This is a genomic window from Mesorhizobium sp. C089B (genome assembly GCF_030323125.1).
In the GTDB taxonomy this organism is placed as follows: Bacteria; Pseudomonadota; Alphaproteobacteria; order Rhizobiales; family Rhizobiaceae; genus Mesorhizobium.
The window spans coordinates 1,924,138-1,948,719 of record NZ_CP100469.1 but is presented as its reverse complement, the minus strand read 5'-3'; the positions used below and the strand labels follow the sequence as shown (position 1 = coordinate 1,948,719).

Genomic DNA, 24,582 nt, shown 5'->3' with positions numbered 1-24,582 from the left:
AAAGTGCTGTTGGCGCATGGCAGCAATGCAAATTGTGCAATGCAACATTAACGCGCGTTCACGGCTTCGTCATGAAGAAACCCGAATCGGAAAATGACGTTGCGTCAACGATTTGAGCGGATCGGCTGTCAGAAAGACCAAGCTGGGGGAGAAGCGGCATGGCGAGTTATTCGTCACGGGCGAGGGCCGATATCGGGCGGTGGCTGCAGGCTGGCCTGATCGACGCGAAGACGGCCGATGCGCTTAAGCGCGACATCGACGCAAACGAGCGCAAATCGCTGAGCTTCGGCACTATATTGGCCATGATGGCAGCGCTGCTGTTCGGCGCCGCGATCCTGCTCTTCGTCGCCGCCAACTGGGACGCGATCCCGCGGCTGGTGCGGGTCGCGGCGCTGTTTGCCGTCATTCTCGCCGGCTATGTCGGCGGCGCGGTGTTGAAGATGCGCGACCATGCGGCGATCGGCGAGGCGCTGTGGATCGTGGCCGCCGCGGCCTTCGGCGGATCGATCGCGCTGATCGGCCAGATGTACCATCTCACGGGTGACGAAGCCTCGGCCATCGTCACCTGGGGCATCGGCACGGCATTAGCCGCGGTGGCGTTGCGCTCGAACCCGCTGACGGTCGCTGCCGTCGGCATATCCGTTGCCTGGCTGTTCGTGCGCGCGTTCGACTTTTATGACCGCCCCGTATTTCCGGATTTCTTCGTTATCATGGCGCCGGTGCTTTTTGTCGTCTCGTTGTGGACGCGCAGCCAGCCGGCACGCCACTTGATCATTCTTTCGGTCATTTTCTATATCGCGGTGCGCGGCCTGGACCAGAACACGCTCGCCCTGGCTATTCCTCTGGTCGCGGTGTCGGCGCTGCTGTTTGCGGTTTCCATCTTCGCCGCCGGGCCGGCCGACCGGATCTTGCAGCTCGGCGGGCGGCTGCCTTTGCACGCCTTGACCGGCTTTCTCACCGGGCTGGCGATGATCCAGATCGAACTGGGCGATGATAACGCCTTCAGCAACGGCTTTGCCGTCGCCTCGGTTATCGCGCTGGCCGGGATTGCGGCGGCGATCGTTCTGGGCGGGCGCGAGAGCAGGGGGCTGCGCTGGGTTGCTTATGCCGGCTTTGCCTTCGAGCTCGCCATTATCTACGTCGTGACCTTGCAGACGATGCTCGGCACGGCCGGCTTCTTCCTGGCTGCCGCGGTGCTTTTCGGCATCCTGGCTCTCGTTATCATCCGTGTGGAAAAACGCATGAAGGCCCCGGAAGGAGCGGCAGCATGATGTCGGGAAAGAAACTTGTCATCTCGGCGCTGGTCCTGGCGCTCGTCCAGATCGGTTTCCTGAGCTGGATCATCGCCGGCCGCGCGGCGATCCTGCGCAACGGCAAGGAGGTCTTGCTGAAAGTCGAGCCGGTCGATCCGCGCGATCTGTTGCGCGGCGACTATATTATCCTCGGCTATGAAATATCGCGCTTGCCGATGAAGCTGATCGCCAACATCCCGGCCGGCCAGCTCGTGAGCGAGAACACGCCGATCGTGGTCCGGCTGAAGCCGGGCGCCGACGGCTATTGGCATGCGACCACGGCCTGGTTCGGCAAGGCTCCGACGCCGGCAGCCGCCGACGAAGCCGACATCGTCGGCCAGGTCGCGCCGGGCTGGACGCTTGATCCTGAATCCACGATCGCACCGCAATACGGCATCGACCGCTTCTACCTACCTGAGGGCCAGGGCATGGCGGTCCAGAACGACATGCGGGTGCGGCCATTCGGCGTGCGCGTCGCGCTCGCGGCCAGTGGCCAGGCACAGATCAAGGCGCTGATGGACGGCGACAAGACATTGTTTGAGGAACCGCTCTACTAGAAGACATTACCCAGGGCATGGATTTCGGCAACGATCGATCGCTTCGCCCTCATGCAAACCAGACGGGCGGAGACAATGCCGATTACGGTGACGACGCGCGAAGATATCAATCTCGATGCCGTTTTGCGCGTCGCCTGGAGAAACGACACGGTCGAAATCGGCGACAAGGCCTTGCAACGCATTGCCGAATGCCGCGCCTCGTTCCTGAAACTCATTGAGTCCGATCCGCCGCCGGTCATCTACGGCGTCACCACCGCGATGGGCGAGCTGGCAAGCCGCAAGCTCGAACTTGACGAGCGCGACCGCCATGCGCGCATCAAAGCGTATGCCGCCGCCACATCCTTCGGGGAGCCGTTGCCCGAGCGCGTGGTCAGGGCGATCGTGCTGGCACGGCTGACCAATTTCATCGAAGGCAATGCCGCCACCACGCCGCGCATCGCGCTAGCCGTTGCGGCGATGCTCGACGGCGGCCCGATGCCGGTGGTGTCGTCGCAGGGGCAGGGCGGCGCCGGCGAGATCCTGGCGCTCTATCCGCTGTTTGCTGCGCTTACCGCCAGCCTTGAGCTTGAGGTGAAGGAGCGGGGATCGCTGATCAACGGCTCGCCTTGCGCGGCGGCACTGGTGGCGGACGCAGCACTTGCCGCGCGTCGTCGCCTCGCCATGGCGCACAAGGTGTTCGCGCTGTCGATCGAATCGTTTCGCGCGCCGCTCGAGCATTATGATGCAGCTCTCGACGGGCTCTGGGGCGACGCGCACGAAGCGGCCGCCTTGCAAGGGTTGCGGCAATACCTGGTTGGCGCCGGCGACGGCCGGCGCAACTATCAGGCGCCGGTCAGCTACCGCATCGTGCCGCGCGTGCTCGGCCATGCGCACCGGGCGCTGACCGGCGCCGAGCAGGCGGCCACCGTCTCGCTTGCCTCGATCTCGGATAATCCGGTCTATATCCCGCCCGACGCCGCGCACCCGCTCGGACGCTGCATCTCCACCGGCGGCTATCACAATGCCATTGCGACGCCGGCATTAGACGATCTGGCGGCGATCTGGGCCGATCTCTGCCTGCTTTGCGACCGCCACGCCTCAAAACTGCTGAACGGCAAGGTGTCGCTGCTGCCCGATCTGTTGATGACCGGGCACCACTGGGCCGACAGCGACGGCCACGGCAATGTCGGCTATGTCCCGATGGCGATCACCGGCTATCTCGAGCAGGCCAAGCTCGCGGCGCAGCGCACCTTCATCCCGGGCACCGAATCGGCGGGCGCCGGTCAGGACGACGTCGCCACGACGGCATTCTTCGCCTGGACCAAGGAGGCGACCGCCGGACGCTGCCTCGATGCGGCGATGGCGATGCTGGCCATGATCGCCTCGCAGGCGCTGCACGTCACTGAACGCGCCGCGCCGCCGGCATTGCAGGATTTTGTCGCGGATATCAGGAAGATCGTGCCGCCGGTCGACGCCGACCGGGTGCTGGGGCCGGAGCTGGCGAAATTGGCGGAGTGGTTTACCGGTCAAGTGTTTGAAGTGTAGGCCGTCGCCGCCAGTCCTCCTACGCCACGGCTTCGGAGGACACCCTTCGCTTTATCAAGCTCCTGGGTGGCCTGCCACCCGAAGCTCGATAGAGCGAAGGGTGGTGCGGATGAAGGGACTCGAACCCCCACGCCTTTCGGCACTGGAACCTAAATCCAGGGCGTCTACCAGTTCCGCCACATCCGCATTTGTCGGCAATCCCATGTAGCCATCATTCTGTCAATGTCGGGGCGAAAATGGCGTCAATTCGCTGCAACGCGAAGATGGTTGAAAATTGGCCTCGCCTGTGACAAAAGGCGTGTCAAATGTGACGGGACGCGCCGATCCGCTTCTGCAGAATGTGATAAGAAGTAGGAAAACAAGAACTTATTCACATCTTGGAACGCAGTTTGGAACAATTTGAGCCGTAATTTCGGTCAAATCGCCAGGTTCCGTACCAAAAGCCATTCCCGGCAAGATTGTACCGGCAGGCTGTGAACGGCAAGACGCCGTGGCAGCCTCTTTGGTGAAGATAAAGGTTTTACGATGCAGGTCACCGAAACGCTCAACTCCGGTCTCAAGCGCGAGATCAAGATCACCGTGCCGGCCGGTGATATGGAAGCCAAGCTGATGGCGCGGCTGTCCGACGCCAGGAACAAGGTCCGCATCAACGGCTTCCGTCCCGGCAAGGTGCCTGTGCAGCATTTGCGCAAGGTCTACGGCAAGTCGTTCATGGCCGAAGTGGTCAATGAGATCCTCAACGATTCGACCCGTTCGATCATCACGGGGCGCGGCGAAAAGGCCGCCATGCAACCTGAAGTGATCATGACGGAAGATGAGAAAGAGGCCGAGAAGATCCTGGCCGGCGGCGCCGACTTCGAATTCCGCCTCAACTACGAGGTCATCCCGGCGATCGAGATCAAGGATTTCTCCGACATCAAGGTGACGCGCCAGGTATTCGAAGTGCCGGACAGCGAGATCGACGAGCAGGTCCAGCGCGTTGCCGAATCGGCGCGCAGCTTCGAGCCGAAGACCGGCAAGGCCGCCGAAGGCGACCGCGTTTTGATCGACTATCTCGGCAAGATCGACGGCGAGGCCTTTTCCGGCGGCGCCGGCACCGACCAGCCGCTGGTTCTGGGTTCCAAGGAATTCATCCCGGGCTTCGAGGACCAGCTGATCGGCGCCAAGGCCGGCGACGAGAAGCAGGTCACGGTCACTTTCCCGGAAAACTACCAGGCAGCGCATCTGGCCGGCAAGGAAGCCACCTTCGACGTCACCGTCAAGGAAGTGTCCAAGCCCGGCGCGCTGGAAATCAACGACGAGATGGCCAAGAACCTCGGCCTGGAATCGCTGGAGCGCCTGCGCGACGTGGTGCGCGGCCAGATCGAGAACCAGTTCGGTTCGATGACCCGCCAGAAGGTCAAGCGCCAGCTGCTCGACCAGCTTGACGCGGCCTATTCGTTCGAGGCGCCGTCGAAGCTCGTCGATGCCGAGTTCAACAACATCTGGACCCAGGTCAACCGCGATCTCGAAGCCGCCGGCCGTACCTTCGCCGACGAGGAGACGACGGAAGAAGAGGCACGCGCCGAATATCTGCGGCTTGCCGAGCGCCGCGTGCGTCTCGGCCTGGTTTTGGCCGAGATCGGCGAGAAGGCCGGCGTCACCGTTTCCGACGAGGAACTGCAGCGCGGCCTGTTCGAGCAGGTGCGCCGCTACCCGGCCAACCAGCAGCAGGAAGCCTTCGAGTTCTATCGCAGCAATCCGGAAGCCCTGAACACGCTGCGCGCGCCGATGTTCGAGGAGAAGGTCGTCGACCATCTGCTCAGCCAGATCTCGGTCACCGACGTCAAGGTCAGCAAGGAAGAGCTGATGGCTGACGACGAAGAGGGCGATACCGCCAAGGCCAAGCCGGCGAAGAAGGCCGCTGCCAAGAAGGCCGACAAGGCTGAAAAGGCCGACGACGCGGAAGAGCCGAAGAAGAAGGCAGCCCCGAAGAAGAAGGCCGCCAAGGACGCCGAATAAGCGTCTGACGACAAGATCAGAAAAGGCCGCCCTCGAGGCGGCCTTTTTCGTTGTGGCGGATGTGCCTTGAGCCACCGCAGCCCACCTGAACCTTTGTACGGTCGACCTGTTCTACCTACCGGCCAGATTCTGTGGTACACAGGTGGCGCAATTCCATCTGGGGAGGAGCGGAGAATCTATTCTGCCGTGCAGGGCGCATGCTGGTGCTACCGGCATGTGCAGACCGTCTGAGGAAAATTTGACGATCAGGGAGGAATGCCATGCGCTTGGTTGCGTTTTTCGCCGTCGTTTCCGTTGCAACTTTCATCGCCAATCCATCGCGGGCACAGGACGCCGCGGCGGGCGAGAAGGTCTTCACCAAATGCAAGGTCTGCCACGTCGCAGACCAAGACACCAACAAGATAGGCCCTTCGTTGCATGGCGTTATCGGCCGGACGGCCGGCACGCATCCGGATTTTAAATATTCCGAAGCCATGATCGCGGCCGGCACATCCGGCGTCAAATGGGATGAGCCGACACTGACGACGTATCTTCACGACCCCAAGGCAATGGTCAAAGGGACGAAGATGGCGTTTCCCGGCCTCAAGAAGGACGAGGACGTCGCCAACGTCATCGCCTATCTGAAGCAATTTTCCCCGTAACCTGGCTCTTCGGCCGGCCAGAGCGTTTCACCGTTTCACGGAAACGGCGATCCGCTCGATCTCTTTGTTCTTACGCAATTCCGGGCGGAAAACCCCATACACTTTCCTGGAATTGCTCTAGGCTGCCCGGTTTCCATCGATGGTCGTCTCAAATGTCGGTCAAGGAAAGCCTCAAGGATACCGGCGTCCGCCTCTCGGAAGCGACGGCCAGTGATTTCTTTGCGCTCTTGAAGCCTCGGGTCATGGCCCTTGCCGTGTTTACCGCCTTCGTCGGTCTGATGGTGGCGCCCGGCGCGATGAACCCGGTCATCGCCGTGATCGCCATAGGTGCGATTGCGGTTGGAGCGGGAGCGGCCGGCGCGCTCAACATGTGGTACGACGCCGACATCGACGCGCTGATGTCGCGCACGTCAAAGCGGCCGGTTCCGTCGGGCCGCGTCACGGCCGGCGAAGCGCTCGGCTTCGGCCTGGTGCTTTCCGCACTTTCGGTCATGACGCTCGGCGTGCTGGTGGGCTGGCTTGCCGCGTCACTGCTGGCCTTCACCATCTTTTTCTACGTCGTCATCTATACGATGTGGCTGAAGCGCTCGACGCCGCAGAACATCGTCATCGGCGGCGCGGCGGGTGCCCTTCCTCCGATGATCGGCTGGGCGGCGGCCACCGGCGCCATCGGCATTGAAAGCCTCATCCTGTTCCTGATCATTTTCCTGTGGACGCCGCCGCATTTCTGGGCGCTCGCACTGTTCAAGGCCGGCGACTATGCCGCTGCCGGCATCCCGATGATGCCGAACGTGGCCGGCCAGGCCTCGACCAGAAGGCAGATCTTCGCCTATTCACTGCTCCTGGCACCGATCGGAGTGCTGCCCTGGGCGTTCGGATTTACGAGCGGGGTCTATGGGATTGTTTCGGCTGCGTTGGGCGCGGGTTTCATCTGGCATGCCTGGAACGCCCTGGTCATCCTCGACAAGGAGATGAAACCGGCCAAGGCGCTGTTTGCCTATTCGATCTTCTATCTTTTCGCGATCTTTGCGGTGCTGCTTGCCGATACCATCGCGATGCGCGCGTTCATGTCAGCCGGAGGGTGACGGCATGACGCTGTGCTCGGAAACCTCGCCTTCCGGGAGCCTTTTGTAAGAACGGGCGACAAGCTCCAGTCAATGGAGTATATTGATTGCGGTGCAGGTCGCGGTTCGCGTGGCCAGTCATGCAGAACGGCAGCACCGTGAAACCGCGACCTTGCCGGACCTGGTCTGGAGGAACGGGCATGACAAGTTTTCACGTGATTGCAGGCGCCAGCGAAACGCTGGAACACACCAAAATCCGAAAAATCAGTGTTTCCGATCTTTTCGATGCGCTCAAGCGCGGTGTTGACGATTTTATGGTCAAACCGTCGCACATCGTCTTTCTCTGCCTGATCTATCCGCTTGTCGGCGTGGTGCTCGCTGCCTGGACTTCGGGCGCCAATGCGTTGCCGATGTTGTTTCCGCTGGTGTCCGGCTTTGCGCTGATCGGTCCATTCGCGGCGATCGGCCTCTATGAGATCAGCCGCAGACGAGAAGCCGGGCTCGACACCTCCTGGACGCACGCTTTCGAGGTCAGGAATTCTCCGGCCCTGCCAGCCATCGCCGCAGTCGGGATCATGCTGGTTGCAATCTTCATCGCCTGGCTTTTGGCGGCGCAGGTGTTCTACGAATATCTCTTCGGCCCGGCTCCGCCTGTATCGATTTCGGGCTTCATCAATGAAATATTTGCCACCGGACGCGGGTGGTCTCTGATTGTCCTGGGGCACGCCATCGGCTTCGTCTTCGCCGTGGTGGTGTTGTGCACGACGGTCGTCGCCTTCCCATTGTTGCTCGACCGCGACGTCGGCGCCTACGAAGCCATCCACACCTCGGTGCGAGTTGTGCTGGCGAACCCGATCCCCATGGCTGTCTGGGGACTGATTGTCGCCGTCGCCTTGATCATCGGCTCGCTGCCGGTGTTTGCCGGGCTGGCGGTCGTGCTGCCGATCCTGGGTCACGCCACTTGGCATGTCTACCGCAAGGTTGTGGAGCCGCCATCGTCCGCGAGGACGGTCGGCCTCTGACCCCGCAGATCAACTGATGGGAAGCTTCATCTCCGGTCTTTGACCGGAGATGAAGCTGTGCGTCAGGGCCCCGGTCCGAAGAAGGACAACCGGGTGAGAAGCGTGTAGTCCGCTTCGAAGAGCATCATCGCCACGAACACCAGTATCAGAAGCGGCGGCAGGATGATCGCATAGGTAAGCGCCAGCCGCTCCCAGGCCATGTGCATGAACACGGCGACGATCAGCCCGGCCTTGAGGATCATGAAGATCAGGATCAGAGACCATCTGAGATAGCCGTGGATGCCGAGATAATCGACCATGTAGGAGCAGGCGCTAAGGATGAACAGCCATGCCCAGACCACCAGATAGAGCTTGATTGGATGTTCCTGATGAATCTCCGCGACGCCGGTCGATGACCCTTCATGCGCATGATCAGAGTGCAGCGCGTGTTGCCCGAGGCCGTTTGCGGTTGCTTCAGCCATGTCAGCCTCTCACCAAAGATAGAAGAATGCGAAAATGAACACCCAGACCAGGTCGACGAAATGCCAGTAGAGCCCCATGATTTCGACGTTCTCGTAGCGACCCCTGCGGCTGGTGAAGAAGCCGGGGCGACCGACGTCGTAGTCTCCACGCCAGACCTTTCGCGCCACGATGATGAGGAAGATCACCCCGATCGTCACATGCGTGCCGTGGAAGCCGGTGATCATGAAGAAAGTCGAGCCGAATTGTGCCGCGCCCCAGGGATTGCCCCACGGCCGTACCCCTTCGGTGATCAGCTTGGTCCATTCGAAGGCTTGCATGCCGACGAAGGTGGCTCCTAGCGCTGCCGTCAGAAGCATGAGGATTGCGGTTTTACGGCGGTCGCGGCGATAGCCGAAATTGACCGCCATGGCCATCGTTCCGCTGCTCGATATCAGCACGAAGGTCATGATGGCAATCAGGATCAGTGGAATGTCCGAACCGCCGATGCGAAGCGCAAAGACCTCGCTCGGATTGGGCCACGGCACGCGCGTGGAAACGCGCGCTGTCATGTAGGAGAGCAGGAAGCAGCCGAAGATGAAGGTGTCGCTGAGCAGGAAGATCCACATCATGGCCTTGCCCCAGGACACGTTCTTGAACGCGCGCTGATCCGAGGACCAGTCGGCGGCTATGCCTTGCCAGCCTGCGGGCCGCGTCTCCGTTTGGCCGGTATGCGTCAGTGTGGTTTCTGCCATGCTCCTCGACCTCCTAGGTCAGCAACTGCCGGCAAACATCGATGAACGTCACGGCCCAGCCGGCCAAAAGAGCGAAGATGGCGAGCCAGACGAAAAGCAGGAAATGCCAGTACATGGCGCATAATTCGACGCTGAGGCGAAGCCGTTCCGGGCGTGCACCGTTCCAGGCGCCGGCGGTTGTCCTGCTCAGGCCCACCAGCCCTCCCACGATATGCAGGCCGTGCATCCCGGTTATCAGGTAGAAAAAACTGTTGGCCGGATTGGAGGCCAGAAAATAACCATTGGCGGTCAGGTCCCGCCATGCCATGAGCTGCCCGATGAGGAAGGCGATCGCGGTGAGCCCAGCCGCGGCAAGGCCGAGCCTGACCGTGTCCATCTGGCGCTTGCGCGCCGCGATCGAGGCGCATTGCAGCGCGATGCTGCTCAGCACCAGCACGCCGGTGTTGAGCCATAGCAGGCGTGGGATGGGCAGCGGCTGCCAGTCCGACAGCGCCATACGCATGAAGTAGGCGCTGGTGAACAGCGCAAACAGGCAGCCGACCACGGCGAGGAAGACACCGAGGCCGATCTTGGCGGTCGGCAGGCTCGATCGGTCGAAGGCGACAAAATCTCCTGCCACACCTTGCTCGAGCCATGGTTTCGCCATCAGCCGCTGATGCGAGAGCCACCAGCCGGCAAAGCCGGCGATCACGAGAAGGAAGACCAGGATGACGCTCATGCCGGCTCCCTGGAGGGGCCGAACGTGCCCGGCATGTTTTGCGGAATGAAGTCCTCCTTGGCGCCGGGCACGCTGTAGTCATAGGCCCAGCGATAGACGATCGGCAGATCCTTGCCGAAATTGCCATGCGCCGGTGGCGTCTGCGGCGTTTGCCATTCGAGTGTCGTGGCTCGCCATGGATTGCCACCGGCCTCGCGCCCATGGCGGATGCTCCAGATAAGATTGAACAGGAAAACGATCTGGGCGAAGCCGACGATAAACGCCATGATGCTGATGAACGAGTTCAGGTGATGCGCCGACTCCGTCATGACCGTCACGTCGGTCAGTTCGGCATAGCGCCGCGGCACGCCCATCAGGCCGATGTAATGCATGGGAAAGAAGATCAGGTAGGCGCCGAGAAATGTGACCCAGAAATGGAACCGGCCGAGCGTCTCGTTCAGCATCCGGCCGGTGACCTTCGGGTACCAGTGGTAGATCGCGCCGAAGATGACGACGATCGGAGCAACACCCATGACCATATGGAAGTGAGCGACGACGAACATCGTGTCCGACAGCGGGACGTCGACGACGACGTTGCCGAGAAACAGCCCGGTCAACCCGCCATTGACGAAGGTGACGATGAAAGCCATGGCAAACAGCATCGGTATGGTGAGATGGATGTCGCCCCGCCACAGCGTCAGCACCCAATTGTAGACCTTGATCGCCGTCGGGATGGCGATGATCAGTGTCGTGGTGGCGAAGAAGAAGCCGAAATAGGGGTGCATGCCGCTGACATACATGTGGTGCGCCCAGACCACGAAGCTCAGCGCGCCGATGCCAACGATGGCCCAGACCATCATCCGGTAGCCAAAAATGTTCTTGCGCGCATGCGTGCTGATCAGATCGGAGACGATGCCGAAGGCCGGCAGCGCCACGATGTACACTTCCGGGTGGCCGAAGAACCAGAACAGATGCTGGAACAGGATCGGGCTGCCGCCATTGTGCTGTAGCTGTTCCCCCATCTCGACGACCGCGGGCATGAAAAAGGAGGTTCCAAGCGCGCGGTCAAGCAGCATCATCACGCAGGCGACGAACAGCGCCGGAAAGGCGAGCAGCGCCATGACGGTGGCGGTGAAGATGCCCCAGACGGTCAGCGGCAGGCGCATCATCGTCATGCCGCGCGTGCGGGCCTGCAGCACCGTCACGACATAGTTCAGACCGCCCATGGTGAAGCCGATGATGAACAGGATCAGCGAGACGAGCATCAGGATGATGCCCCATTCCTGGCCGCCAGGTGTGCCGGTCATGATGGCTTGCGGCGGATAGAGCGTCCACCCGGCGCCGGTCGGTCCGCCGGGCGCAAAGAAGCTCGACACCAGCACCAGCACGGCAAGGAGGTAGATCCAGTAGCTCAGCATGTTGACATAGGGAAAGACCATGTCGCGGGCGCCGACCATCAGCGGGATCAGGTAGTTGCCGAAGCCGCCGAGGAAGAGTGCCGTGAGCAGGTAGATCACCATGATCATGCCGTGCATGGTGATGAACTGGTAGTAGGCCTCGGGGGTGATGAAATCGAACGTGCCGGGGAAGCCGAGCTGCAGCCGCATCAGCCAGGACAGCACCAGCGCGACCAGGCCGATGGCCGTTGCGGTCGCCGAATACTGGATGGCGATGACCTTGGCGTCCTGCGAGAAGACATACTTCGTCCACCAGCTGTGCGGATGGTAAAGCTCCATTTCCGCGACTTCGGCGGGCGGGACGGCATCTGCAGGCGTGATATCGACCATAGGCGGAGCACCTCCGTGCCCTTCAGCGGGACCCGACAGTTTCGAGTTTTGCCGCAACTTCTAGAGCTGACGCCGTCGCGTTGCCCGGCGCCTGTTCCACCGAGCCCGTCTGCTGCGGCGCCGACAACTGCGCGAACGTCTGCTGCTGGTCGAGCCAGGCCACATAGTCCTGCTCGGTATCGACCATGACGATGCCATGCATCATCGGGTGCCCCTGGCCGCACAGTTCGGCGCACAGAACCTGGAAGGTCCCGGTCTTGGTGGGGGTGAACCAGAAATAGGTGACCGAGCCCGGTATCATGTCCATCTTGGCGCGGAATTCCGGAACGTAGAAATCGTGCAACACATCGATCGAGCGCAGCAGCATCTTGACCGGCTTGCCGACCGGCAGATGCAGGTCGGCCGCTTCGACCACGACGTCGTCCTGGCCGCTGGGATCCTTGGCGATCACGCCCAACGGATTTTCAGCGGTGACGTCGCGGGTGTCGGATGTGCCGAGTTTGCCGTCCTTGCCGGGCAAGCGGAAGCTCCACTGCCATTGCTGGCCGACGACTTCGACCACGGTTGCGTCGCTTGGAACGTTGACGAACCGGCTCCAGACAAACAGGCCGGGAACCAGCATGGCGGTAACACCCACTCCGGTGACGATCGTCAGCCACCACTCGAGCCGCTTGTTCTCCGGTTCGTAGGCCGCCTGGTTGCCTTCGCGGTGACGGAAGCGGAAGACGCAATAGGCCATGAATAGGACGACTGCGGCGAAGACGACGCCGGTAATCCAAAAGGTGATGATGATGGTGTTGTCGATATAGTCCCAATTCGAGGCAATCGGAGTCCACCACCATGGGCTCAGGAAGTGGAACAACACCGAGCCCACGACGATCAAAACGAGTACAACCACTATGGGCATGTCCCGTTCCTCCCGGTATTTCAGGGGGCGCGAAGCCGTCCCGGGAAAATACCAAGTGCATCATGCGTGATTTGCGATTGAAATTCTAGAGCCGGTTGTGGAAGGAGCGAAAAATTGCTTCTGCGGCGCCCGGACCTTGCTTCGTTGGTGACGCCGGAGCGACACCTGACCCCCCAAATCAGGGAGGGCAGGGGCTGGTTTGATTCGGCTTGCCTTGTTCCAGCGGGATCAAAGCGCCTTGATGATGATGCAGCCGGCCAAAAGCAGCACGACGCCGGCGAGCCGCATGCCGGAGACAAGCCGCTGCGGCAGGCGGAACCAGCCGAAGGTGTCGACGAAGATGCCGGCGACCTGCTGGCCGGCCACCGTCAGGCTGACGGCAGCTGCCGCTCCGATGACGGGGATGGCGGTGAACACGGTCGTGACATAGGTGGCGCCGGCAAAACCTCCGAGCCAGCCCCACCAGGGCATCGACGACAGGCCGGCGAGGCGAGGGCGGGGCGTCTTCGTCAGGGCAAGCGCGATCAGAAGCACCGCGGCCATGGCCAGCATCGCCACCAGGAACGAGATGGTGCCGACCGCAAACGGCGCGCCGCCAAGGTCGTGCCGAAGCAAGGCGTTTACAGCGCCTTGCACCGGAAGCACGGCGCCTGCCAGCAGCGCCAGTCCGATCCACCCTGGTCTTGAGGATGCGGTATTGTCGGCCGCGCCCTTCTGTCCCAGAACGATGAGGGCAGCCCCGGCAAGCAAGACGAGCATGCCGAAGGCAGGCCCGGCTCGCAGTCCGGCTTCGGGGATCCCGAGCCAGCCGAACGTGTCGAGGGCGAAGGATGCAAGCATCTGCCCAGCGATGAAGAGCCCGACGGACACGACGGCGCCAAGGCGAGGGAACAGAAGAATGGTCGAAACGACGTAGAAGGCCGAAGCCATGCCGCCGATCGCATGCCACCATTCGGCTTGCCGAACGGCAAGCAGAGCCGGTGTCGTTCCGGTGAGGGCCGTGATCGACAACAGCACGATGGCGCCGACCGCGAGCTGAAGCGTGGTCGCGGCAAAGGGTGAGCCGACCGCCTTTGAAAGTTGGGCGTTGGCGCCAGCCTGCACTGCGAGCAGGCCACCGGCGACAAGCGCCAGAGGGATGAAGAGGATTTCCACGATCGTATTCCTTGAATGCGGGGTGCGGCGGCTAGGGCATGACCCCAAAAAGTGGGTGCCGGTTTTTGGAAAAGATCATGCTCCAACAAAGGGTTAGATCATGATGAGATTTCAACCAAATCTCATCATGATCTAAGCGGCAGCCGATGCTTCGGGTAGGGCGGGAACGGCAATGCCTCTGACAACTGCGGAGCGTCGGCCTATGGCGGCATACCAACGCGCCAGGTCTGGCGCGTCATCGAGGCTGAGGCCGAGCCTGGTGACGGCCGCGTTGATCCATGGCCATGTCATCACATCGGCGATGCCGTAGCTTTTGCCGACGATGTGCTCATGGTTCTTGAGCCGGCTATCGAGAACGCGGAAGACACGTCCGGTTTCGCGCTCAAAACGCTCGATCACGTAAGGGATTTTTTCCGGCGCGAAGATTTTGTAATTCCACAATTGGCCAAGCGTCGGGCCGACATGTGCCGCCTGGAACAAGGTCCAGGTCAGCGTGTCGTCCGCCTCCTGCGCGCCCACCGGCTGAAGCTTGCCCGACCGTCGCGCCAGGTAGTGTAGGATGGCGCCGGATTCGAAGACCGTGCGGCCGGCGTCCCGGTCGACGATCACCGGGATCTTGTTGTTGGGATTGAGCGCCAGGAAATCAGGCTTGGTCTGGTCGCCCCTTTCGATGTCGACTAAGCGGACCGAGTAGGGCAGGCCGACCTCTTCCAGCATGATCGAGGCCTTGTGCCCGTTGGGTGTCTGGCAGGTGTAGAGTTCTATCGGCGTCATGGCTCTTCTCCGCGACTGTTTCTTTTGTCGTCGGACTCCATATGGCGCGCGTGCATGCGCAGATCGACATGCCGATTCGCCCGCTTGCTCTGCGTTTTTGCACAGCGAAGCGTCATTTTGACTCGCAGAGCGCAGCGCTTTCTTTTATCTTTCTGCAAGAATGCACAGCTCACGCGATATCGACTGGGAAGATCTGCGCATGGTGCTGGCCGTCGCCGATGGCGCTTCGCTGGCGGCGGCGGCTCGGATCCTGGGCGTGAACCACACGACTGTGCTGCGGCGCGTCAACGCCTTCGAGGCGCGGCTGGGTATCCGCCTTTTCGATCGGCTGCCGACTGGCTATGCCCTCACCGCGGGCGGCGAGGAACTGCTGGGCGCGGCACGCACAATGGCCGAGACGGTCAATGAACTGGCGCGCAAACTGTCGGGGCAGGATCTCAGGTTCGAAGGCAGGTTGCGGGTCACCACCACCGATACGCTGATGGCGTCGGTGCTGCCGCCGATCCTGGCGGCGTTTCATAAGCTCCATCCCGGCATACGGGTCGAGGCGATGACGCAGAATTCCATCGCCAACCTGACGCAAAGGGATGCAGACGTGGCGATCAGGCCGGTGTCGCAACCGCAGGAAATCCTGGTCGGCCGGCGCATTTCGGGCGTCGCCTTCGCCGCCTACGCGACACGTTCCTATGCCGAAACGCTACCCCCGGAGCCGAGATTGGGTGCGCTGCGCTGGATCGCGCCCGACGACAGCCTAGCCAACACCGGCGTCGCCCGCTGGATGCGGTCGTCGCTGCCCGATGTCGAGATCGCCATGCGCGCCGATTCCCTGGTGACGATGTCGCATGCGGCGGGCGCCGGAATCGGGGTTGCGGCGCTGCCCTGTTATCTCGGCGACAGCCTGCCCGGGCTTGTAAGGGTCGGAGGGCTGATCGAGGAGATCGGCTCGGCGCTGTGGGTGCTGGTGCACGACGATTTGCGCCGCACGGCGCGCGTCCACGCCTTCACCAAATTCGTCTCCGGCGAATTGCAGCAGCGGCGCGACCTTCTTGAGGGCAGGCTCGGCGCCGGAGCTTGAGACGCACGCCAGCTGACGCTGGGGTTCAACTCCGCAACAGGTTCCCAAGCTCGGCAACCGTCACCACGCGCCCGAACACCTTGCCTGATGTCGAGGGTTGCATTGTGCGATGCCTCGTCCAGTCCGCCATTGGCGTCGCTGATGAAAGCCACCTTGTAGTCGCGCATGAAGGCGCTCCGCGCGGTGGATTCGCAGCAGATGCTGGTCACGGTGCCGATGATGATCACCGTGTCGACCCGGCCTGCGCCACGGATGTTGCGCAACACGGTCTCGAGCTGCGTGTTGTGGAAGGCATCGTAGCGGTGCTTCTTGATGACGACATCCCCAGGCAAGGGCGCAAGCGCGGCGACGATTTCGGCGCCGGCGCTGCCTTCCCGCATTCCTTTGGTTTTCAGCTTCGGCTGATAGCCGGTTTCCAGCGGCGAGATATCGAAATGGTCGCTGAGCACATGCTGGGTGTAGATAACCGGGACGCCTTGCGCGCGGCAAAGCTCGACCACCTGCCGCATCGCCGGAATGCGATGGCGGGCCATGGCCACTTCCATGACGGCGCCCTCATCGACAAAGTCGCTTTGCATGTCGATGACCAGAAGGGCTGCGCGTTGCTTGTCGAACGGCCATGGTTCGTCGCCGGGCTGGGGCATTGCGTGTTTCCTGTTTCCGACGCTGATCAGGTGAGCAGCAGGCTCTTCATCGAGACATCGCAATTCCTGCCGATGACGATGTGATCGTGGATGGATGGAGAGATCAAAGTCGTGGCAATCTCGCAGCGAGCTCCGGGATTGGTTTGGGCGACTTGACGCGTCCTCGCTTGGCCTACGGGTCGATGACCGCGATCGCATCGATCTCTATCAGGTAGCCGGGAGACATCACTGCTATCCCGACCACTACGTTTGCCGGCTTGTGATCGCCGAACAGCTCGACCTGGGCCGCTTCGATGATCGGCACGTGTTCGTCGCGTTTGTAATCGACGATGTAGATCGTGATCTTGCAGACTTGCTCGGGCCGAGCGCCGGCGGCAGCAAGCGCTCGGCCGAGATTCCCGAACGCCAGGCGCGCCTGGACTGCGAAATCACCATGGCCAACGAGCTTGCCGTGTATGTCTTCTGGCTGCTGGCCCGAGACGAACACCAGCTTGCTTCCTGTCGCAACGACGACCTGGGAGTACATTTCCGGAATCGGCAGGTCATTTGGATTTATGCATTCGAGCGTCATTGAATAGATCTCCTGCAATGGCTGTCGGGAACTGGCTGCTTCGTATTCGCGGGTCTACCACATTGTCGCCGAAGCGGGCGCTTCCGTCGCAATATCACTTCTACACCGCAAGCGTGGGCATTTGAGCCAAGCCGGAATGTTGCTGATTGGCTCGCGAGCGGTGGCGTTTGGATGACGGCACCGGCGCCCATCAGGCTCAGATCAGCAGCAGGCCCTTCATCGAGGCGTTGCCTTTCTTGCCGATGATGATGTGGTCGTGGACGGCGATGCCGAGCGGCTTGGCGCTGTCGATGATCTGCTTGGTCATTTCGATGTCCGCACGCGATGGTGTCGGATCACCTGATGGGTGATTATGCACCAGGATGACGGCGCTGGCCGACAGTTCGAGCGCGCGCTTGATCACTTCGCGCGGATAGACCGGCGTGTGGTCCACGGTGCCGACCTGCTGTACCTCGTCGGCGATCAGCACGTTCTTCTTGTCGAGGAACAGGATGCGGAAATGTTCGCGGTTCTCGAACGCCATCGCCGAGCGGCAGTACGCAAGAAGCTGCGTCCAGTTGGATAGCACCTCGCGGTCGCGAACCTCGGTCCGCGCCATGCGCTGCGCGGCAGCGGCAATCACCTTCAGGTCGACCGCCACGGCGGGGCCGATGCCCTTCACCTCCTGCAGCAGCGCCACCGGTGCGCCAAGCACTTCGCCAAAAGTGCCGAAGCGCGCCAAAAGCGCCTTGGCGATCGGCTTGGTGTCGACGCGCGGGATCAGGCGAAACAGCAGCAGTTCGAGAAGTTCGTAGTCGGGCAGGGCGTCTGCGCCGCCGGCAACGAAGCGCTCGCGCAAACGGTCGCGATGGCCGTGATAGTGTGGCTTCTCCGTCGATTTGTCTCTTGGTGCCTTGTCCTTCGCCGGTGGTTCAAGCCACCGCTCGGAGAAGAACCCCCGTTCGTCGTCGCCACTCTTCCCCATCGACCCCCCACACTCCCCGAAGGCTTCGACGGCAGATTAGAGCGGTAAGCAGCGCGCGGTCGAGTTTTTTCGGCGACGGCGCCTCAAAGCCGCGGCTTGAGGCGATCTTGTTTTCAGCTGACCGCCGGCAGGCCGGGGCGGTCGAGCTTGTTTGGCGACAGGGTGAAAATCTCGCAGCCAGTTTCGGTGACGCCTATCGTGTGTTCGTACTGCGCCGACAGCGAGCGGTCGCGCGTCACCGCCGTCCAGCCGTCCGACAGCACTTTCACATGCGGCCGGCCAAGATTGATCATGGGCTCGATGGTGAAGATCATGCCCGGCCGCATCTCGACGCCTTCCGAGGCGGTGCCATAGTGCAGGATGTTGGGTGCGTCGTGGAACAACTGGCCAACGCCGTGGCCGCAGAAATCGCGCACCACCGAGCAGCGCTCTGCCTCGGCATAGGTCTGGATGGCGGCGCCAATGGCGCCGGTGCGGGCGCCGGGCCGGACCGCCGCGATTCCGCGCATCAGGCACTCATGAGTGACTTCAAGCAGGCGTTCGGCGGCGCGCTTGATGGTGCCGACGGGATACATGCGCGAGGAATCGCCGTGCCAGCCGTCGAGGATGTAGGTGACGTCGATGTTGACGATGTCCCCGTCCTTCAACGGCTTGCTGTCTGGAATGCCGTGGCAGACGACGTGGTTGATCGAGGTGCAGGACGATTTGGTGTAGCCGCGATAATTGAGCGTCGCCGGCAGCGCGCCTTGGTCCATGCCGAATTCGAAGACGAAACGGTCGATGGTCGCGGTGGTGACACCCGGCTGGACCATCGGCACCAGTTCATCGAGGCAGCGCGCGGTGAGATCGCAGGCCTTGCGCATGCCGGCAAATCCTTCCTCGCCATAGAGGCGGATCTGGCCGGTATTCCTGAGGGGTGCCGTGGTGGCGTCGAGATAGGTGACCATAGTGTCCGTTTGCCTGTAAGCGGGCGGCGCATACCAGCCCGTTAGAGAATTTCCCCAGATTTGGCACTGCAAGCCGCAAGGTTCAAGGAAGAACTGCCGGCAATGGACTGATACTGGCGATATTCCTGGCTTGCGCGGCCGCTCAGATGACATCCAGGTGCGCGATCTCCTCCGAATGCCGAGATCGCACTGACGACACATTTTCGCGCAAAAGCAGCCAAAGCAACTTTTGACGACGAACGGCGTTGCTGTGGTCGACGCCAGTTCGGGAGATATAGAATGGACAGATTGCAATTCGAGGTGCCGGTGCGCATCGCGCCCGCGCCCGGGCTGCCGGTAGAGGAAATATACAGCGTCGAACAGGCGCTGGATATCCTGCATGACTGGCCAAAGAAGCGACAGGGCAAGGTCTATGAAGCGGCGTTCAATGCCTGTTTCGGGGCCACGGTGGATGTGGTCAGGACTGAGGACGCATGGCGCGCCTTCATGGCGTTTTGCCGGGTCAGTGGCCTGCTGGCCAGGGACATGATGGTTACGGCCAAGCGCGCCGGCGAGGCGAGGGGCCTGAGGGTCTAGAGTTCTGCTTGGCCTGGAGGCCGGCCAACCGACTCGTTCCAATCGGCGCGGACTCCGCGGCGTTAAGGTTCCGTTTCCGACTTCACAGCTAGGCATGAGCCATAGAGCAGCGTCTGATTCGTTGCGTCGGTTTCATGGTGCAGAATATGTCCTCAGCCAGTGTGCGTGCCTTCCCGCTAGACCGGCAGACCGTGCTGGTGCGCGAGGTCGCCGCAAGGCTGGGCAGACTGCACGGCGACACGGCCACGTCGTTCTGGAAGGCCACGGCGCGCGAACTCCTCGACAAGGCGGTCGCGGCCGGCTGCGATGCGGCTTCGGCGGCCAACGATGTCCGCCGGTTTTTTGCCGCGGTCCAGGACGAGATGCATTTCAAGGCGGACGATACCGCACCAGGGCAGCGCCGGACGCGCACCCGCCCCTAGCCTCAAAACACACGCGCTCATCATTGTGTGGCCAACCGTGGACCGGTCTTGGCGTCGACGGATCTCGGGTCTTACGCTGTCGATTGTGCCGTCCCAGCCACGGCGGGCGCCTTGTTGAACGCGAGACAGGCGATGAAATACTGGTCGCGCTCGGCCCTGGCGACGTCGGTCATCGCCAAGGAAATCGTCGAGCGCTATGGCGGGACTATCATGCCGGAGACCTGCCTGACGGCCGCCTTTGCAAACAGTGGGTTTCAACGCGGCTTAGCGCAAGGCGTCGGCCTCTCGGCGATCCCTGTGCCGACCCGATCCGAATCGGCTATGCCTGCGCGATGCAGGAAACGTCTCTCTACATCCCGGTGAAGCGGTTTCTCGAGAGCCTGGAATTCACGGTCAAGGGCGAAGTCGGGCACTGCGATATCGTGGCGGTGCGCGACGGCGAGCCGCCTGTGCTGGTCATCTGCGAATTGAAATTGCAGTTCAACCTCGAACTGGTGCTGCAAGGTGTCGATCGCGCCGCGGCATGCGACGAAGTGTGGCTGGCCGCGCGCATGTCGGCGCGTGGCAAAGGCCGCGAGCACGACCGCCGTTTTCGCGCGCTGTGCCGGCGGCTCGGCTTCGGGCTTCTGGCTGTCAGCGGCAAGGGGGAGGTCGAATTGCTGCTCAGCCCGGCCGCTCTGCCGCCGCGTCGCGATCCAAAGCGGCGCTCGCGGCTGATGGAGGAACACCGGCGCCGGCGCGGCGATCCGGTGGTCGGCGGCGGTTCGCGCGCGCCGATCATGACCGCCTACCGGCAGGATGCGCTGGCCTGCGCCGCAGCCATGACCGACGGGCCGAAACGCCCGCGCGATCTGAAAGCGATTTCGCCGCGCGCGGCCAGCATCCTCCTGGACAATGTCTATGGCTGGTTCGCCAGGGCCGAGCGCGGCGTCTACGCGCTGACCGAGGGTGGTCACGCGGCGTTGCAGCGCTGGCCGCAGGTGGCGCACGACCAGGGATGAGTGGCCGGAGATTGCCGCGAGCAGGCGCCAGGGGACTCGGCACGGCAGCGCGTGCGCCGGTTCAACCGATGCGCCGCGCCACCGTTCCAGCCGCTGCTAGTTCGGCGGCTGCTACGAGGCTTCTTGTTTTCCTGAAAGATCTGGTACGCCCAAGGGGAATCGAACCCCTGTTACCGCCGTGAAAGGGTCGCTATCAGTTCCAACCGTGTGCACACATGTGTAAGACAATCAACTGGTTAACCGTTATGATGTTCACTTGTGTTTATGCTTGTCCAACTCTGTTGAGGGGTATATATTGGACAAAGTGTTGGACACGGAAGGCGCCGGCAAATGGTCGAGAAGGTACGCGACAGGAAGATGGACACGCCAAACGCTCGCAAGGCGTTGCCGGCGAGGGGGAAGCCCTATTACCGCACCATCGCCAAGGGCCTGCACCTTGGATACCGAAAGGGCCAGACTGGCGGCCGGTGGGTCGCACGGCACTATATCGGTGGGCAGGACTACGTTGTGGAAACCATCGCCGACGCCGACGACAAGCTGGAGGCCAACGGCACCACTGTCCTTACGTTCTCCCAAGCCCAGGATCGCGCCCGCCAGCTTCAAGCCGATCGTCACGCGCCTACACCCAAGGCGGGGCCCTACACGGTCAACGATGCTCTGGATGCCTATGTCCACTGGATGGAGGGCAAGAGGAAGTCGGCGAGGGACACCAAATGGCGTCGCAAGCTGATCGAGGCCGAGCTGGGCGATAAAGAAGTTGCCAAACTCACCGCCGATGAAATCCGGAAATGGCACCGCAAAGTTTCAGAAACGCCGCCACGGCTCCGGACCAAGGAAGGGGAGCAGCAGCGTTACCGCGATCTCGGGACGGACAGTGCATCGATCCGCCAGCGCCGCGCCACGGCAAACCGTGTGCTGACCATTCTCAAGGCTGCCTTGAATTATGCATGGCGGGAGGGGAAGGTAGACTCTGATAAGGAATGGCGGCGCGTGGAGCCATTCGAGGACGTAGAGACCGCGAGGGTGAGATACCTATCCATTGCCGAGGCGAAGCGTCTGGTGAATGCCTGCGAGCCTGATTTTCGCAGCATTGTCCAGGCCGCACTTCAAACCGGCGCCCGTTATGGGGAGTTGGCTCGGCTCACCGTCGCTGATTTCAACTCTGATGTCGGTACGCTGACCATTGGTGAAAGCAAGTCGGGGGAAGTCCGGCACGTCGTCCTGACCGAGGAAGGCAAGAAGCTCTTTGGCCAGCTCGCCAGCGGCAAAGAAGGCACGGCGCTGTTGATGACCAACGCTGCCGGTAACCCTTGGGGAAGTCTCACCAGTCGCGGCCGATGACGGACGCGTGCGCTGCAGCCAAGATCAATCCGGTGATCGGCTTCCATGGCTTGCGCCACACGTGGGCGAGCTTGGCGGTCATGAACGGCATGCCGCTGCTTGTCGTCGCTGCGCAGCTAGGCCACACAGACACCCGAATGGTGGAAAAGCACTACGGCCACCTGTCCAAGTCCTACATTGCCGACGCGGTGAGGGCTGGCGCACCAAGGTTTGGAATTGAGGATACCAATGTCGTCCCTATGGAGGCGACCAATGTCTGAGGACTGGATTTCCTTCGATGAGGCGCTGGCCTATGTCGAGGCCCGCAAAGTTTCCAACCCCGCGTCCAGGCTATGGGATGTCATCCGGCGGAAGAGGATCAAAGGCAGCTTTCCCGGCGATGCGGATGACGATTCCAATTCCGATGCTTGGACTGACTATCACCTAAACACGCGCGCAGCATTTATGAGTGCGGCCGATCGCTATGCGATGACCAGGGTGTATCTCCCTAGCCTACTGGCATGGCTTGACCGTCTTTCAGGAGGCCATATGGCGACGCAACCGAAGCCGGCCTACGGGCGGAAGCCGGGAACGGGGAAGACGACAACGGACGCGCCATTCGTCACCATGATGCGAGATCTGTTGGCGTCAAAACAGGCAAACAGCATGGCCGACGCTGCGAGAAAGGTGATTGCGGGAAATCCTAGCCTCCAATCCAAGACGACGACTGAACCCAGCATCGTTCGGCGTCTTAGCGACCTTTACAAGAAGGTATACCCCGGAGAATAACGGAGCCTCCGTTATTCTCAGATGCTCCGTGCCTCCGCATGGTTCAAATAGGCATCCTCTCCATTGGTTCACTTGAACCGGAAAGGATTACTATGAACACCGTTACAGCGGCTCTCACCATCCCGGAATTTTGCCAAGCCAACCGCATCAGCCGGGGTAGCTTCTACAATCTCAAGAAGGCCGGCAAGGCGCCGCGCCTGATGATCGTCGGCAACCGCGTCCTCATCTCTCCAGAGGCCAATGCGGAATGGCGGCTTGCCCGCGAACAGGATGCCGTCGAGGTGGCGGCATGAACAGCGGTGTCGATCACGAACTGTCCGACAAGGCCGATGAGGCTGCTATCTGGCTCACTGCGAACTGGTGGAAGGCAGAGCGGCCCTTGGTGCCATTTCTGCGAAAGCGGTTCGGGCTCTCCAATCACGAAGCCATTGAGTCCATGCGCGAGAGCGCCCGCATGAGGGGGCTCACCAATGCAAAGCCCTGAAATGGAAACCGCCGCTACCGACTGGCATCGGAGCGGCGGCAATGGAAAAACGTCACCCCATACTTCTATCGCTGCTGCGCTCACTCCGCAAGAGAAATGGCGTCTGGCCAACCCCTTGGCGCGCTGGGCTCACATCGCTGTCCAGTCCGCTCTCAAGCGCGGACTCCTGGTCAAGCAGGACTGCGCGGTCTGCGGCATCTCAAAGACAGACTTCCATCACGACCCGGATCACTATGACCGGCCGCTGGATGGCGTGTGGTTGTGCCGGAAGCATCATAAGCGTGAACACCGCCGGCTGAAGTGCGAGGCCGCCGATGGCTGAGGGCGTAGCGCGCAAGGGCCGCAAGACCAAGATCGCAGGCCAGTTCTCATGGCGCCTTGTCGAAATGCAGGAGTCCCCGGCCTATCGGGTACTCTCGCAATCTGGCCACCGGGTGCTGGACCGGCTTGAGATCGAACTAGGCCACCACGGTGGCAACGACAACGGCAAGCTGCCGACGACCTTCGACCAGTTCGAGGATTATGGGATCCACAGACACGCTATCGCGCCGGCGGTGCGTGAGGTGGTGGCGCTCGGCTTCGTTGAGATCACTCAGGAAGGCAGGGCTGGCAATGCTGAATGGCGTCAGCCTAATTTATTCAGGCTGACCTATCGCCATCTCGACAAGGCAGAGCCGACAAATGACTGGCGCCAGATCGATACCCTGGAGGCTGCAGAGATGATTGCGAGAGCGGCCAGAGCTGCATCTGAGAAACAAAACTCCAGTGGCGGAAAACGCCAGATTTCAGTGCGGATTGTGCACCACAAACAGGAAATCCTTAGTGCGGATTCCACCACTACAGGGCTTAGTGCGGATTCCACCACTACATCTATATCTCGGGGTGCAGGTCATGGGTGAGGTAGTGCCATTCCCCAGCCAAGGTGTTCGCACTGTGCCGTGCCATCGTATCGCTGAGATGTACGAACTCCAGGTCTACGAAGATGGCAGGTGGCGGGCCTACTCCATCCACTACTCCCTGGAGGACGCAAAAAGCGGCTGCAAACGTGATCGGGACGAAGGTGATCGCCTGAGTCCACCGAGCATCCGGAGCATGTTTTCTCCTGAGACATGGCCAACCCCAAATCAGTGTCACCCAACTGCCTTGCCGCTGTATCAAGGCGGTAAATTGCACTC

The 24,582-nt window shown here is 61.7% G+C and carries 28 protein-coding genes, 1 tRNA gene and 1 pseudogene; 18 read left to right on the top strand and 12 right to left on the bottom strand.

Going from position 1 to position 24,582, the window contains the following annotated elements; genetic code table 11:
- Positions 1-158: 158 nt before the first annotated feature.
- The 3 genes from NLY44_RS09925 to NLY44_RS09915 all read left to right on the top strand — a co-directional run bounded on the left by NLY44_RS09925 (position 159) and on the right by NLY44_RS09915 (position 3,373).
- Positions 159-1,271 carry a DUF2157 domain-containing protein gene (locus NLY44_RS09925; protein WP_023691115.1) on the top strand — a complete coding sequence of 371 codons (1,113 nt, stop codon included), beginning with the start codon at positions 159-161 and terminating at the stop codon, positions 1,269-1,271.
- The gene (locus tag NLY44_RS09920) at positions 1,268-1,849 is read left to right on the top strand and encodes a GDYXXLXY domain-containing protein (protein WP_023805337.1); all 582 of its coding nucleotides are present in this window, start codon (positions 1,268-1,270) and stop codon (positions 1,847-1,849) included. Before NLY44_RS09925 ends, NLY44_RS09920 begins: the two co-directional genes overlap by 4 nt.
- 75 nt (positions 1,850-1,924) lie before the next feature.
- Positions 1,925-3,373, top strand: a complete 1,449-nt coding sequence (locus NLY44_RS09915) for an aromatic amino acid lyase (protein WP_023805336.1) — start codon at positions 1,925-1,927, stop codon at positions 3,371-3,373.
- A 101-nt stretch (positions 3,374-3,474) separates the two neighbouring features.
- Here the strand turns inward: NLY44_RS09915 and NLY44_RS09910 are convergent.
- Positions 3,475-3,559: transfer RNA gene (locus NLY44_RS09910), tRNA-Leu, on the bottom strand.
- Between the two features lie 339 nt (positions 3,560-3,898).
- On the opposite strand from NLY44_RS09910, the gene tig reads away from it, so the two are divergent.
- The 4 genes from tig to NLY44_RS09890 all read left to right on the top strand — a co-directional run bounded on the left by tig (position 3,899) and on the right by NLY44_RS09890 (position 8,101).
- Positions 3,899-5,374, top strand: coding sequence for a trigger factor (gene tig / locus NLY44_RS09905; protein ID WP_023697608.1), 1,476 nt, complete (start codon positions 3,899-3,901; stop codon positions 5,372-5,374).
- Positions 5,375-5,634: 260 nt separating this feature from the next.
- Positions 5,635-6,015: a c-type cytochrome gene (locus tag NLY44_RS09900; RefSeq protein WP_023667668.1), complete on the top strand. Its 381-nt coding sequence runs from the start codon at positions 5,635-5,637 to the stop codon at positions 6,013-6,015.
- A gap of 152 nt (positions 6,016-6,167) precedes the next feature.
- Positions 6,168-7,100 (top strand): heme o synthase, encoded by a 933-nt coding sequence (locus tag NLY44_RS09895; RefSeq protein ID WP_023805335.1) that lies wholly within the window; start codon positions 6,168-6,170, stop codon positions 7,098-7,100.
- A gap of 179 nt (positions 7,101-7,279) precedes the next feature.
- Positions 7,280-8,101, top strand: coding sequence for a DUF2189 domain-containing protein (locus NLY44_RS09890; protein ID WP_023805334.1), 822 nt, complete (start codon positions 7,280-7,282; stop codon positions 8,099-8,101).
- Positions 8,102-8,163: 62 nt separating this feature from the next.
- Here the strand turns inward: NLY44_RS09890 and NLY44_RS09885 are convergent, their stop codons facing one another.
- The 7 genes from NLY44_RS09885 to NLY44_RS09855 form a co-directional block, all read right to left on the bottom strand.
- Positions 8,164-8,562 carry a cytochrome C oxidase subunit IV family protein gene (locus NLY44_RS09885; protein ID WP_023681633.1) on the bottom strand — a complete coding sequence of 133 codons (399 nt, stop codon included), beginning with the start codon at positions 8,560-8,562 and terminating at the stop codon, positions 8,164-8,166.
- Positions 8,563-8,571: 9 nt separating this feature from the next.
- Entirely contained in the window at positions 8,572-9,294 is a 723-nt protein-coding gene (locus NLY44_RS09880) for a heme-copper oxidase subunit III family protein (RefSeq protein ID WP_023667664.1), read from the bottom strand.
- Between the two features lie 13 nt (positions 9,295-9,307).
- Positions 9,308-10,012, bottom strand: a complete 705-nt coding sequence (locus NLY44_RS09875) for a cytochrome c oxidase subunit 3 (RefSeq protein ID WP_023805333.1) — start codon at positions 10,010-10,012, stop codon at positions 9,308-9,310.
- Positions 10,009-11,778, bottom strand: a complete 1,770-nt coding sequence (gene ctaD, locus NLY44_RS09870; RefSeq protein ID WP_023681631.1) for a cytochrome c oxidase subunit I — start codon at positions 11,776-11,778, stop codon at positions 10,009-10,011. Before ctaD ends, NLY44_RS09875 begins: the two co-directional genes overlap by 4 nt.
- 22 nt (positions 11,779-11,800) lie before the next feature.
- Entirely contained in the window at positions 11,801-12,685 is an 885-nt protein-coding gene (locus NLY44_RS09865) for a cytochrome c oxidase subunit II (protein ID WP_023667661.1), read from the bottom strand.
- A gap of 228 nt (positions 12,686-12,913) precedes the next feature.
- Positions 12,914-13,840: a DMT family transporter gene (locus tag NLY44_RS09860; RefSeq protein WP_023705987.1), complete on the bottom strand. Its 927-nt coding sequence runs from the start codon at positions 13,838-13,840 to the stop codon at positions 12,914-12,916.
- Between the two features lie 132 nt (positions 13,841-13,972).
- Positions 13,973-14,614, bottom strand: coding sequence for a glutathione S-transferase family protein (locus tag NLY44_RS09855; protein ID WP_031201796.1), 642 nt, complete (start codon positions 14,612-14,614; stop codon positions 13,973-13,975).
- Positions 14,615-14,774: 160 nt separating this feature from the next.
- On the opposite strand from NLY44_RS09855, the gene NLY44_RS09850 reads away from it, so the two are divergent.
- The gene (locus NLY44_RS09850; protein ID WP_023667658.1) at positions 14,775-15,689 is read left to right on the top strand and encodes a LysR family transcriptional regulator; all 915 of its coding nucleotides are present in this window, start codon (positions 14,775-14,777) and stop codon (positions 15,687-15,689) included.
- Positions 15,690-15,838: 149 nt separating this feature from the next.
- Here NLY44_RS09850 and NLY44_RS32945 read toward each other — a convergent pair.
- The 4 genes and pseudogenes from NLY44_RS32945 to map form a co-directional block, all read right to left on the bottom strand.
- Positions 15,839-16,234, bottom strand: a pseudogene (locus NLY44_RS32945) (isochorismatase family protein); the annotation flags it as partial.
- Between the two features lie 271 nt (positions 16,235-16,505).
- On the bottom strand, positions 16,506-16,904 hold the full coding sequence (locus NLY44_RS09840) for a RidA family protein (protein WP_023667656.1): 399 nt from the start codon (positions 16,902-16,904) through the stop codon (positions 16,506-16,508).
- A gap of 196 nt (positions 16,905-17,100) precedes the next feature.
- Complete coding sequence (radC, locus tag NLY44_RS09835) at positions 17,101-17,868, bottom strand: RadC family protein (protein WP_023688238.1); 768 nt, start codon at positions 17,866-17,868, stop codon at positions 17,101-17,103.
- A 113-nt stretch (positions 17,869-17,981) separates the two neighbouring features.
- Entirely contained in the window at positions 17,982-18,815 is an 834-nt protein-coding gene (gene map, locus NLY44_RS09830; protein WP_023805331.1) for a type I methionyl aminopeptidase, read from the bottom strand.
- Positions 18,816-19,094: 279 nt separating this feature from the next.
- On the opposite strand from map, the gene NLY44_RS09825 reads away from it, so the two are divergent.
- The 10 genes from NLY44_RS09825 to NLY44_RS09780 all read left to right on the top strand — a co-directional run bounded on the left by NLY44_RS09825 (position 19,095) and on the right by NLY44_RS09780 (position 24,306).
- On the top strand, positions 19,095-19,391 hold the full coding sequence (locus NLY44_RS09825; protein ID WP_023688240.1) for a DUF982 domain-containing protein: 297 nt from the start codon (positions 19,095-19,097) through the stop codon (positions 19,389-19,391).
- 146 nt (positions 19,392-19,537) lie between these two features.
- Entirely contained in the window at positions 19,538-19,813 is a 276-nt protein-coding gene (locus NLY44_RS09820; protein WP_023688241.1) for a DUF6074 family protein, read from the top strand.
- A gap of 332 nt (positions 19,814-20,145) precedes the next feature.
- Positions 20,146-20,814 carry a DUF2161 domain-containing phosphodiesterase gene (locus tag NLY44_RS09815; protein WP_023688243.1) on the top strand — a complete coding sequence of 223 codons (669 nt, stop codon included), beginning with the start codon at positions 20,146-20,148 and terminating at the stop codon, positions 20,812-20,814.
- Positions 20,815-21,144: 330 nt separating this feature from the next.
- Positions 21,145-22,155, top strand: a complete 1,011-nt coding sequence (locus NLY44_RS09810; protein ID WP_286457061.1) for a tyrosine-type recombinase/integrase — start codon at positions 21,145-21,147, stop codon at positions 22,153-22,155.
- Positions 22,152-22,415, top strand: coding sequence for a tyrosine-type recombinase/integrase (locus NLY44_RS09805; protein WP_286457059.1), 264 nt, complete (start codon positions 22,152-22,154; stop codon positions 22,413-22,415). Before NLY44_RS09810 ends, NLY44_RS09805 begins: the two co-directional genes overlap by 4 nt.
- Positions 22,408-22,923: a hypothetical protein gene (locus NLY44_RS09800; RefSeq protein ID WP_023688245.1), complete on the top strand. Its 516-nt coding sequence runs from the start codon at positions 22,408-22,410 to the stop codon at positions 22,921-22,923. The genes NLY44_RS09805 and NLY44_RS09800 overlap by 8 nt, the downstream gene beginning before the upstream one ends.
- Positions 22,924-23,015: 92 nt before the next feature.
- Positions 23,016-23,216: a hypothetical protein gene (locus NLY44_RS09795; protein WP_023688246.1), complete on the top strand. Its 201-nt coding sequence runs from the start codon at positions 23,016-23,018 to the stop codon at positions 23,214-23,216.
- Positions 23,213-23,407 (top strand): hypothetical protein, encoded by a 195-nt coding sequence (locus tag NLY44_RS09790; RefSeq protein WP_023688247.1) that lies wholly within the window; start codon positions 23,213-23,215, stop codon positions 23,405-23,407. Before NLY44_RS09795 ends, NLY44_RS09790 begins: the two co-directional genes overlap by 4 nt.
- A complete protein-coding gene (locus tag NLY44_RS09785; RefSeq protein WP_245262616.1) occupies positions 23,394-23,729 on the top strand; it encodes a hypothetical protein in 336 nt (111 codons plus the stop codon). The genes NLY44_RS09790 and NLY44_RS09785 overlap by 14 nt, the downstream gene beginning before the upstream one ends.
- Positions 23,722-24,306 carry a hypothetical protein gene (locus NLY44_RS09780; RefSeq protein WP_023688249.1) on the top strand — a complete coding sequence of 195 codons (585 nt, stop codon included), beginning with the start codon at positions 23,722-23,724 and terminating at the stop codon, positions 24,304-24,306. The genes NLY44_RS09785 and NLY44_RS09780 overlap by 8 nt, the downstream gene beginning before the upstream one ends.
- Positions 24,307-24,582: the final 276 nt, after the last annotated feature.

Excerpts from the sequence above, each read along its gene's own strand:
- NLY44_RS09780 (WP_023688249.1), top strand. The coding sequence starts at position 23,722 with ATGGCTGAGGGCGTAGCGCGCAAGGGCCGCAAGACCAAGATCGCAGGC.
- map (WP_023805331.1), bottom strand. The coding sequence starts at position 18,815 with ATGGTCACCTATCTCGACGCCACCACGGCACCCCTCAGGAATACCGGC.
- NLY44_RS09865 (WP_023667661.1), bottom strand. The coding sequence starts at position 12,685 with ATGCCCATAGTGGTTGTACTCGTTTTGATCGTCGTGGGCTCGGTGTTG.
- NLY44_RS09925 (WP_023691115.1), top strand. The coding sequence starts at position 159 with ATGGCGAGTTATTCGTCACGGGCGAGGGCCGATATCGGGCGGTGGCTG.
- NLY44_RS09825 (WP_023688240.1), top strand. The coding sequence starts at position 19,095 with ATGGACAGATTGCAATTCGAGGTGCCGGTGCGCATCGCGCCCGCGCCC.
- NLY44_RS09850 (WP_023667658.1), top strand. The coding sequence starts at position 14,775 with ATGCACAGCTCACGCGATATCGACTGGGAAGATCTGCGCATGGTGCTG.
- NLY44_RS09890 (WP_023805334.1), top strand. The coding sequence starts at position 7,280 with ATGACAAGTTTTCACGTGATTGCAGGCGCCAGCGAAACGCTGGAACAC.
- NLY44_RS09900 (WP_023667668.1), top strand. The coding sequence starts at position 5,635 with ATGCGCTTGGTTGCGTTTTTCGCCGTCGTTTCCGTTGCAACTTTCATC.
- NLY44_RS09885 (WP_023681633.1), bottom strand. The coding sequence starts at position 8,562 with ATGGCTGAAGCAACCGCAAACGGCCTCGGGCAACACGCGCTGCACTCT.
- NLY44_RS09920 (WP_023805337.1), top strand. The coding sequence starts at position 1,268 with ATGATGTCGGGAAAGAAACTTGTCATCTCGGCGCTGGTCCTGGCGCTC.
- NLY44_RS09880 (WP_023667664.1), bottom strand. The coding sequence starts at position 9,294 with ATGGCAGAAACCACACTGACGCATACCGGCCAAACGGAGACGCGGCCC.
- NLY44_RS09790 (WP_023688247.1), top strand. The coding sequence starts at position 23,213 with ATGAACAGCGGTGTCGATCACGAACTGTCCGACAAGGCCGATGAGGCT.
- ctaD (WP_023681631.1), bottom strand. The coding sequence starts at position 11,778 with ATGGTCGATATCACGCCTGCAGATGCCGTCCCGCCCGCCGAAGTCGCG.
- NLY44_RS09810 (WP_286457061.1), top strand. The coding sequence starts at position 21,145 with ATGGTCGAGAAGGTACGCGACAGGAAGATGGACACGCCAAACGCTCGC.
- tig (WP_023697608.1), top strand. The coding sequence starts at position 3,899 with ATGCAGGTCACCGAAACGCTCAACTCCGGTCTCAAGCGCGAGATCAAG.
- NLY44_RS09795 (WP_023688246.1), top strand. The coding sequence starts at position 23,016 with ATGAACACCGTTACAGCGGCTCTCACCATCCCGGAATTTTGCCAAGCC.
- NLY44_RS09820 (WP_023688241.1), top strand. The coding sequence starts at position 19,538 with ATGTCCTCAGCCAGTGTGCGTGCCTTCCCGCTAGACCGGCAGACCGTG.
- NLY44_RS09785 (WP_245262616.1), top strand. The coding sequence starts at position 23,394 with ATGCAAAGCCCTGAAATGGAAACCGCCGCTACCGACTGGCATCGGAGC.
- NLY44_RS09895 (WP_023805335.1), top strand. The coding sequence starts at position 6,168 with ATGTCGGTCAAGGAAAGCCTCAAGGATACCGGCGTCCGCCTCTCGGAA.
- radC (WP_023688238.1), bottom strand. The coding sequence starts at position 17,868 with ATGGGGAAGAGTGGCGACGACGAACGGGGGTTCTTCTCCGAGCGGTGG.
- NLY44_RS09875 (WP_023805333.1), bottom strand. The coding sequence starts at position 10,012 with ATGAGCGTCATCCTGGTCTTCCTTCTCGTGATCGCCGGCTTTGCCGGC.
- NLY44_RS09805 (WP_286457059.1), top strand. The coding sequence starts at position 22,152 with ATGACGGACGCGTGCGCTGCAGCCAAGATCAATCCGGTGATCGGCTTC.
- NLY44_RS09915 (WP_023805336.1), top strand. The coding sequence starts at position 1,925 with ATGCCGATTACGGTGACGACGCGCGAAGATATCAATCTCGATGCCGTT.
- NLY44_RS09815 (WP_023688243.1), top strand. The coding sequence starts at position 20,146 with ATGCAGGAAACGTCTCTCTACATCCCGGTGAAGCGGTTTCTCGAGAGC.
- NLY44_RS09800 (WP_023688245.1), top strand. The coding sequence starts at position 22,408 with ATGTCTGAGGACTGGATTTCCTTCGATGAGGCGCTGGCCTATGTCGAG.
- NLY44_RS09855 (WP_031201796.1), bottom strand. The coding sequence starts at position 14,614 with ATGACGCCGATAGAACTCTACACCTGCCAGACACCCAACGGGCACAAG.
- NLY44_RS09840 (WP_023667656.1), bottom strand. The coding sequence starts at position 16,904 with ATGACGCTCGAATGCATAAATCCAAATGACCTGCCGATTCCGGAAATG.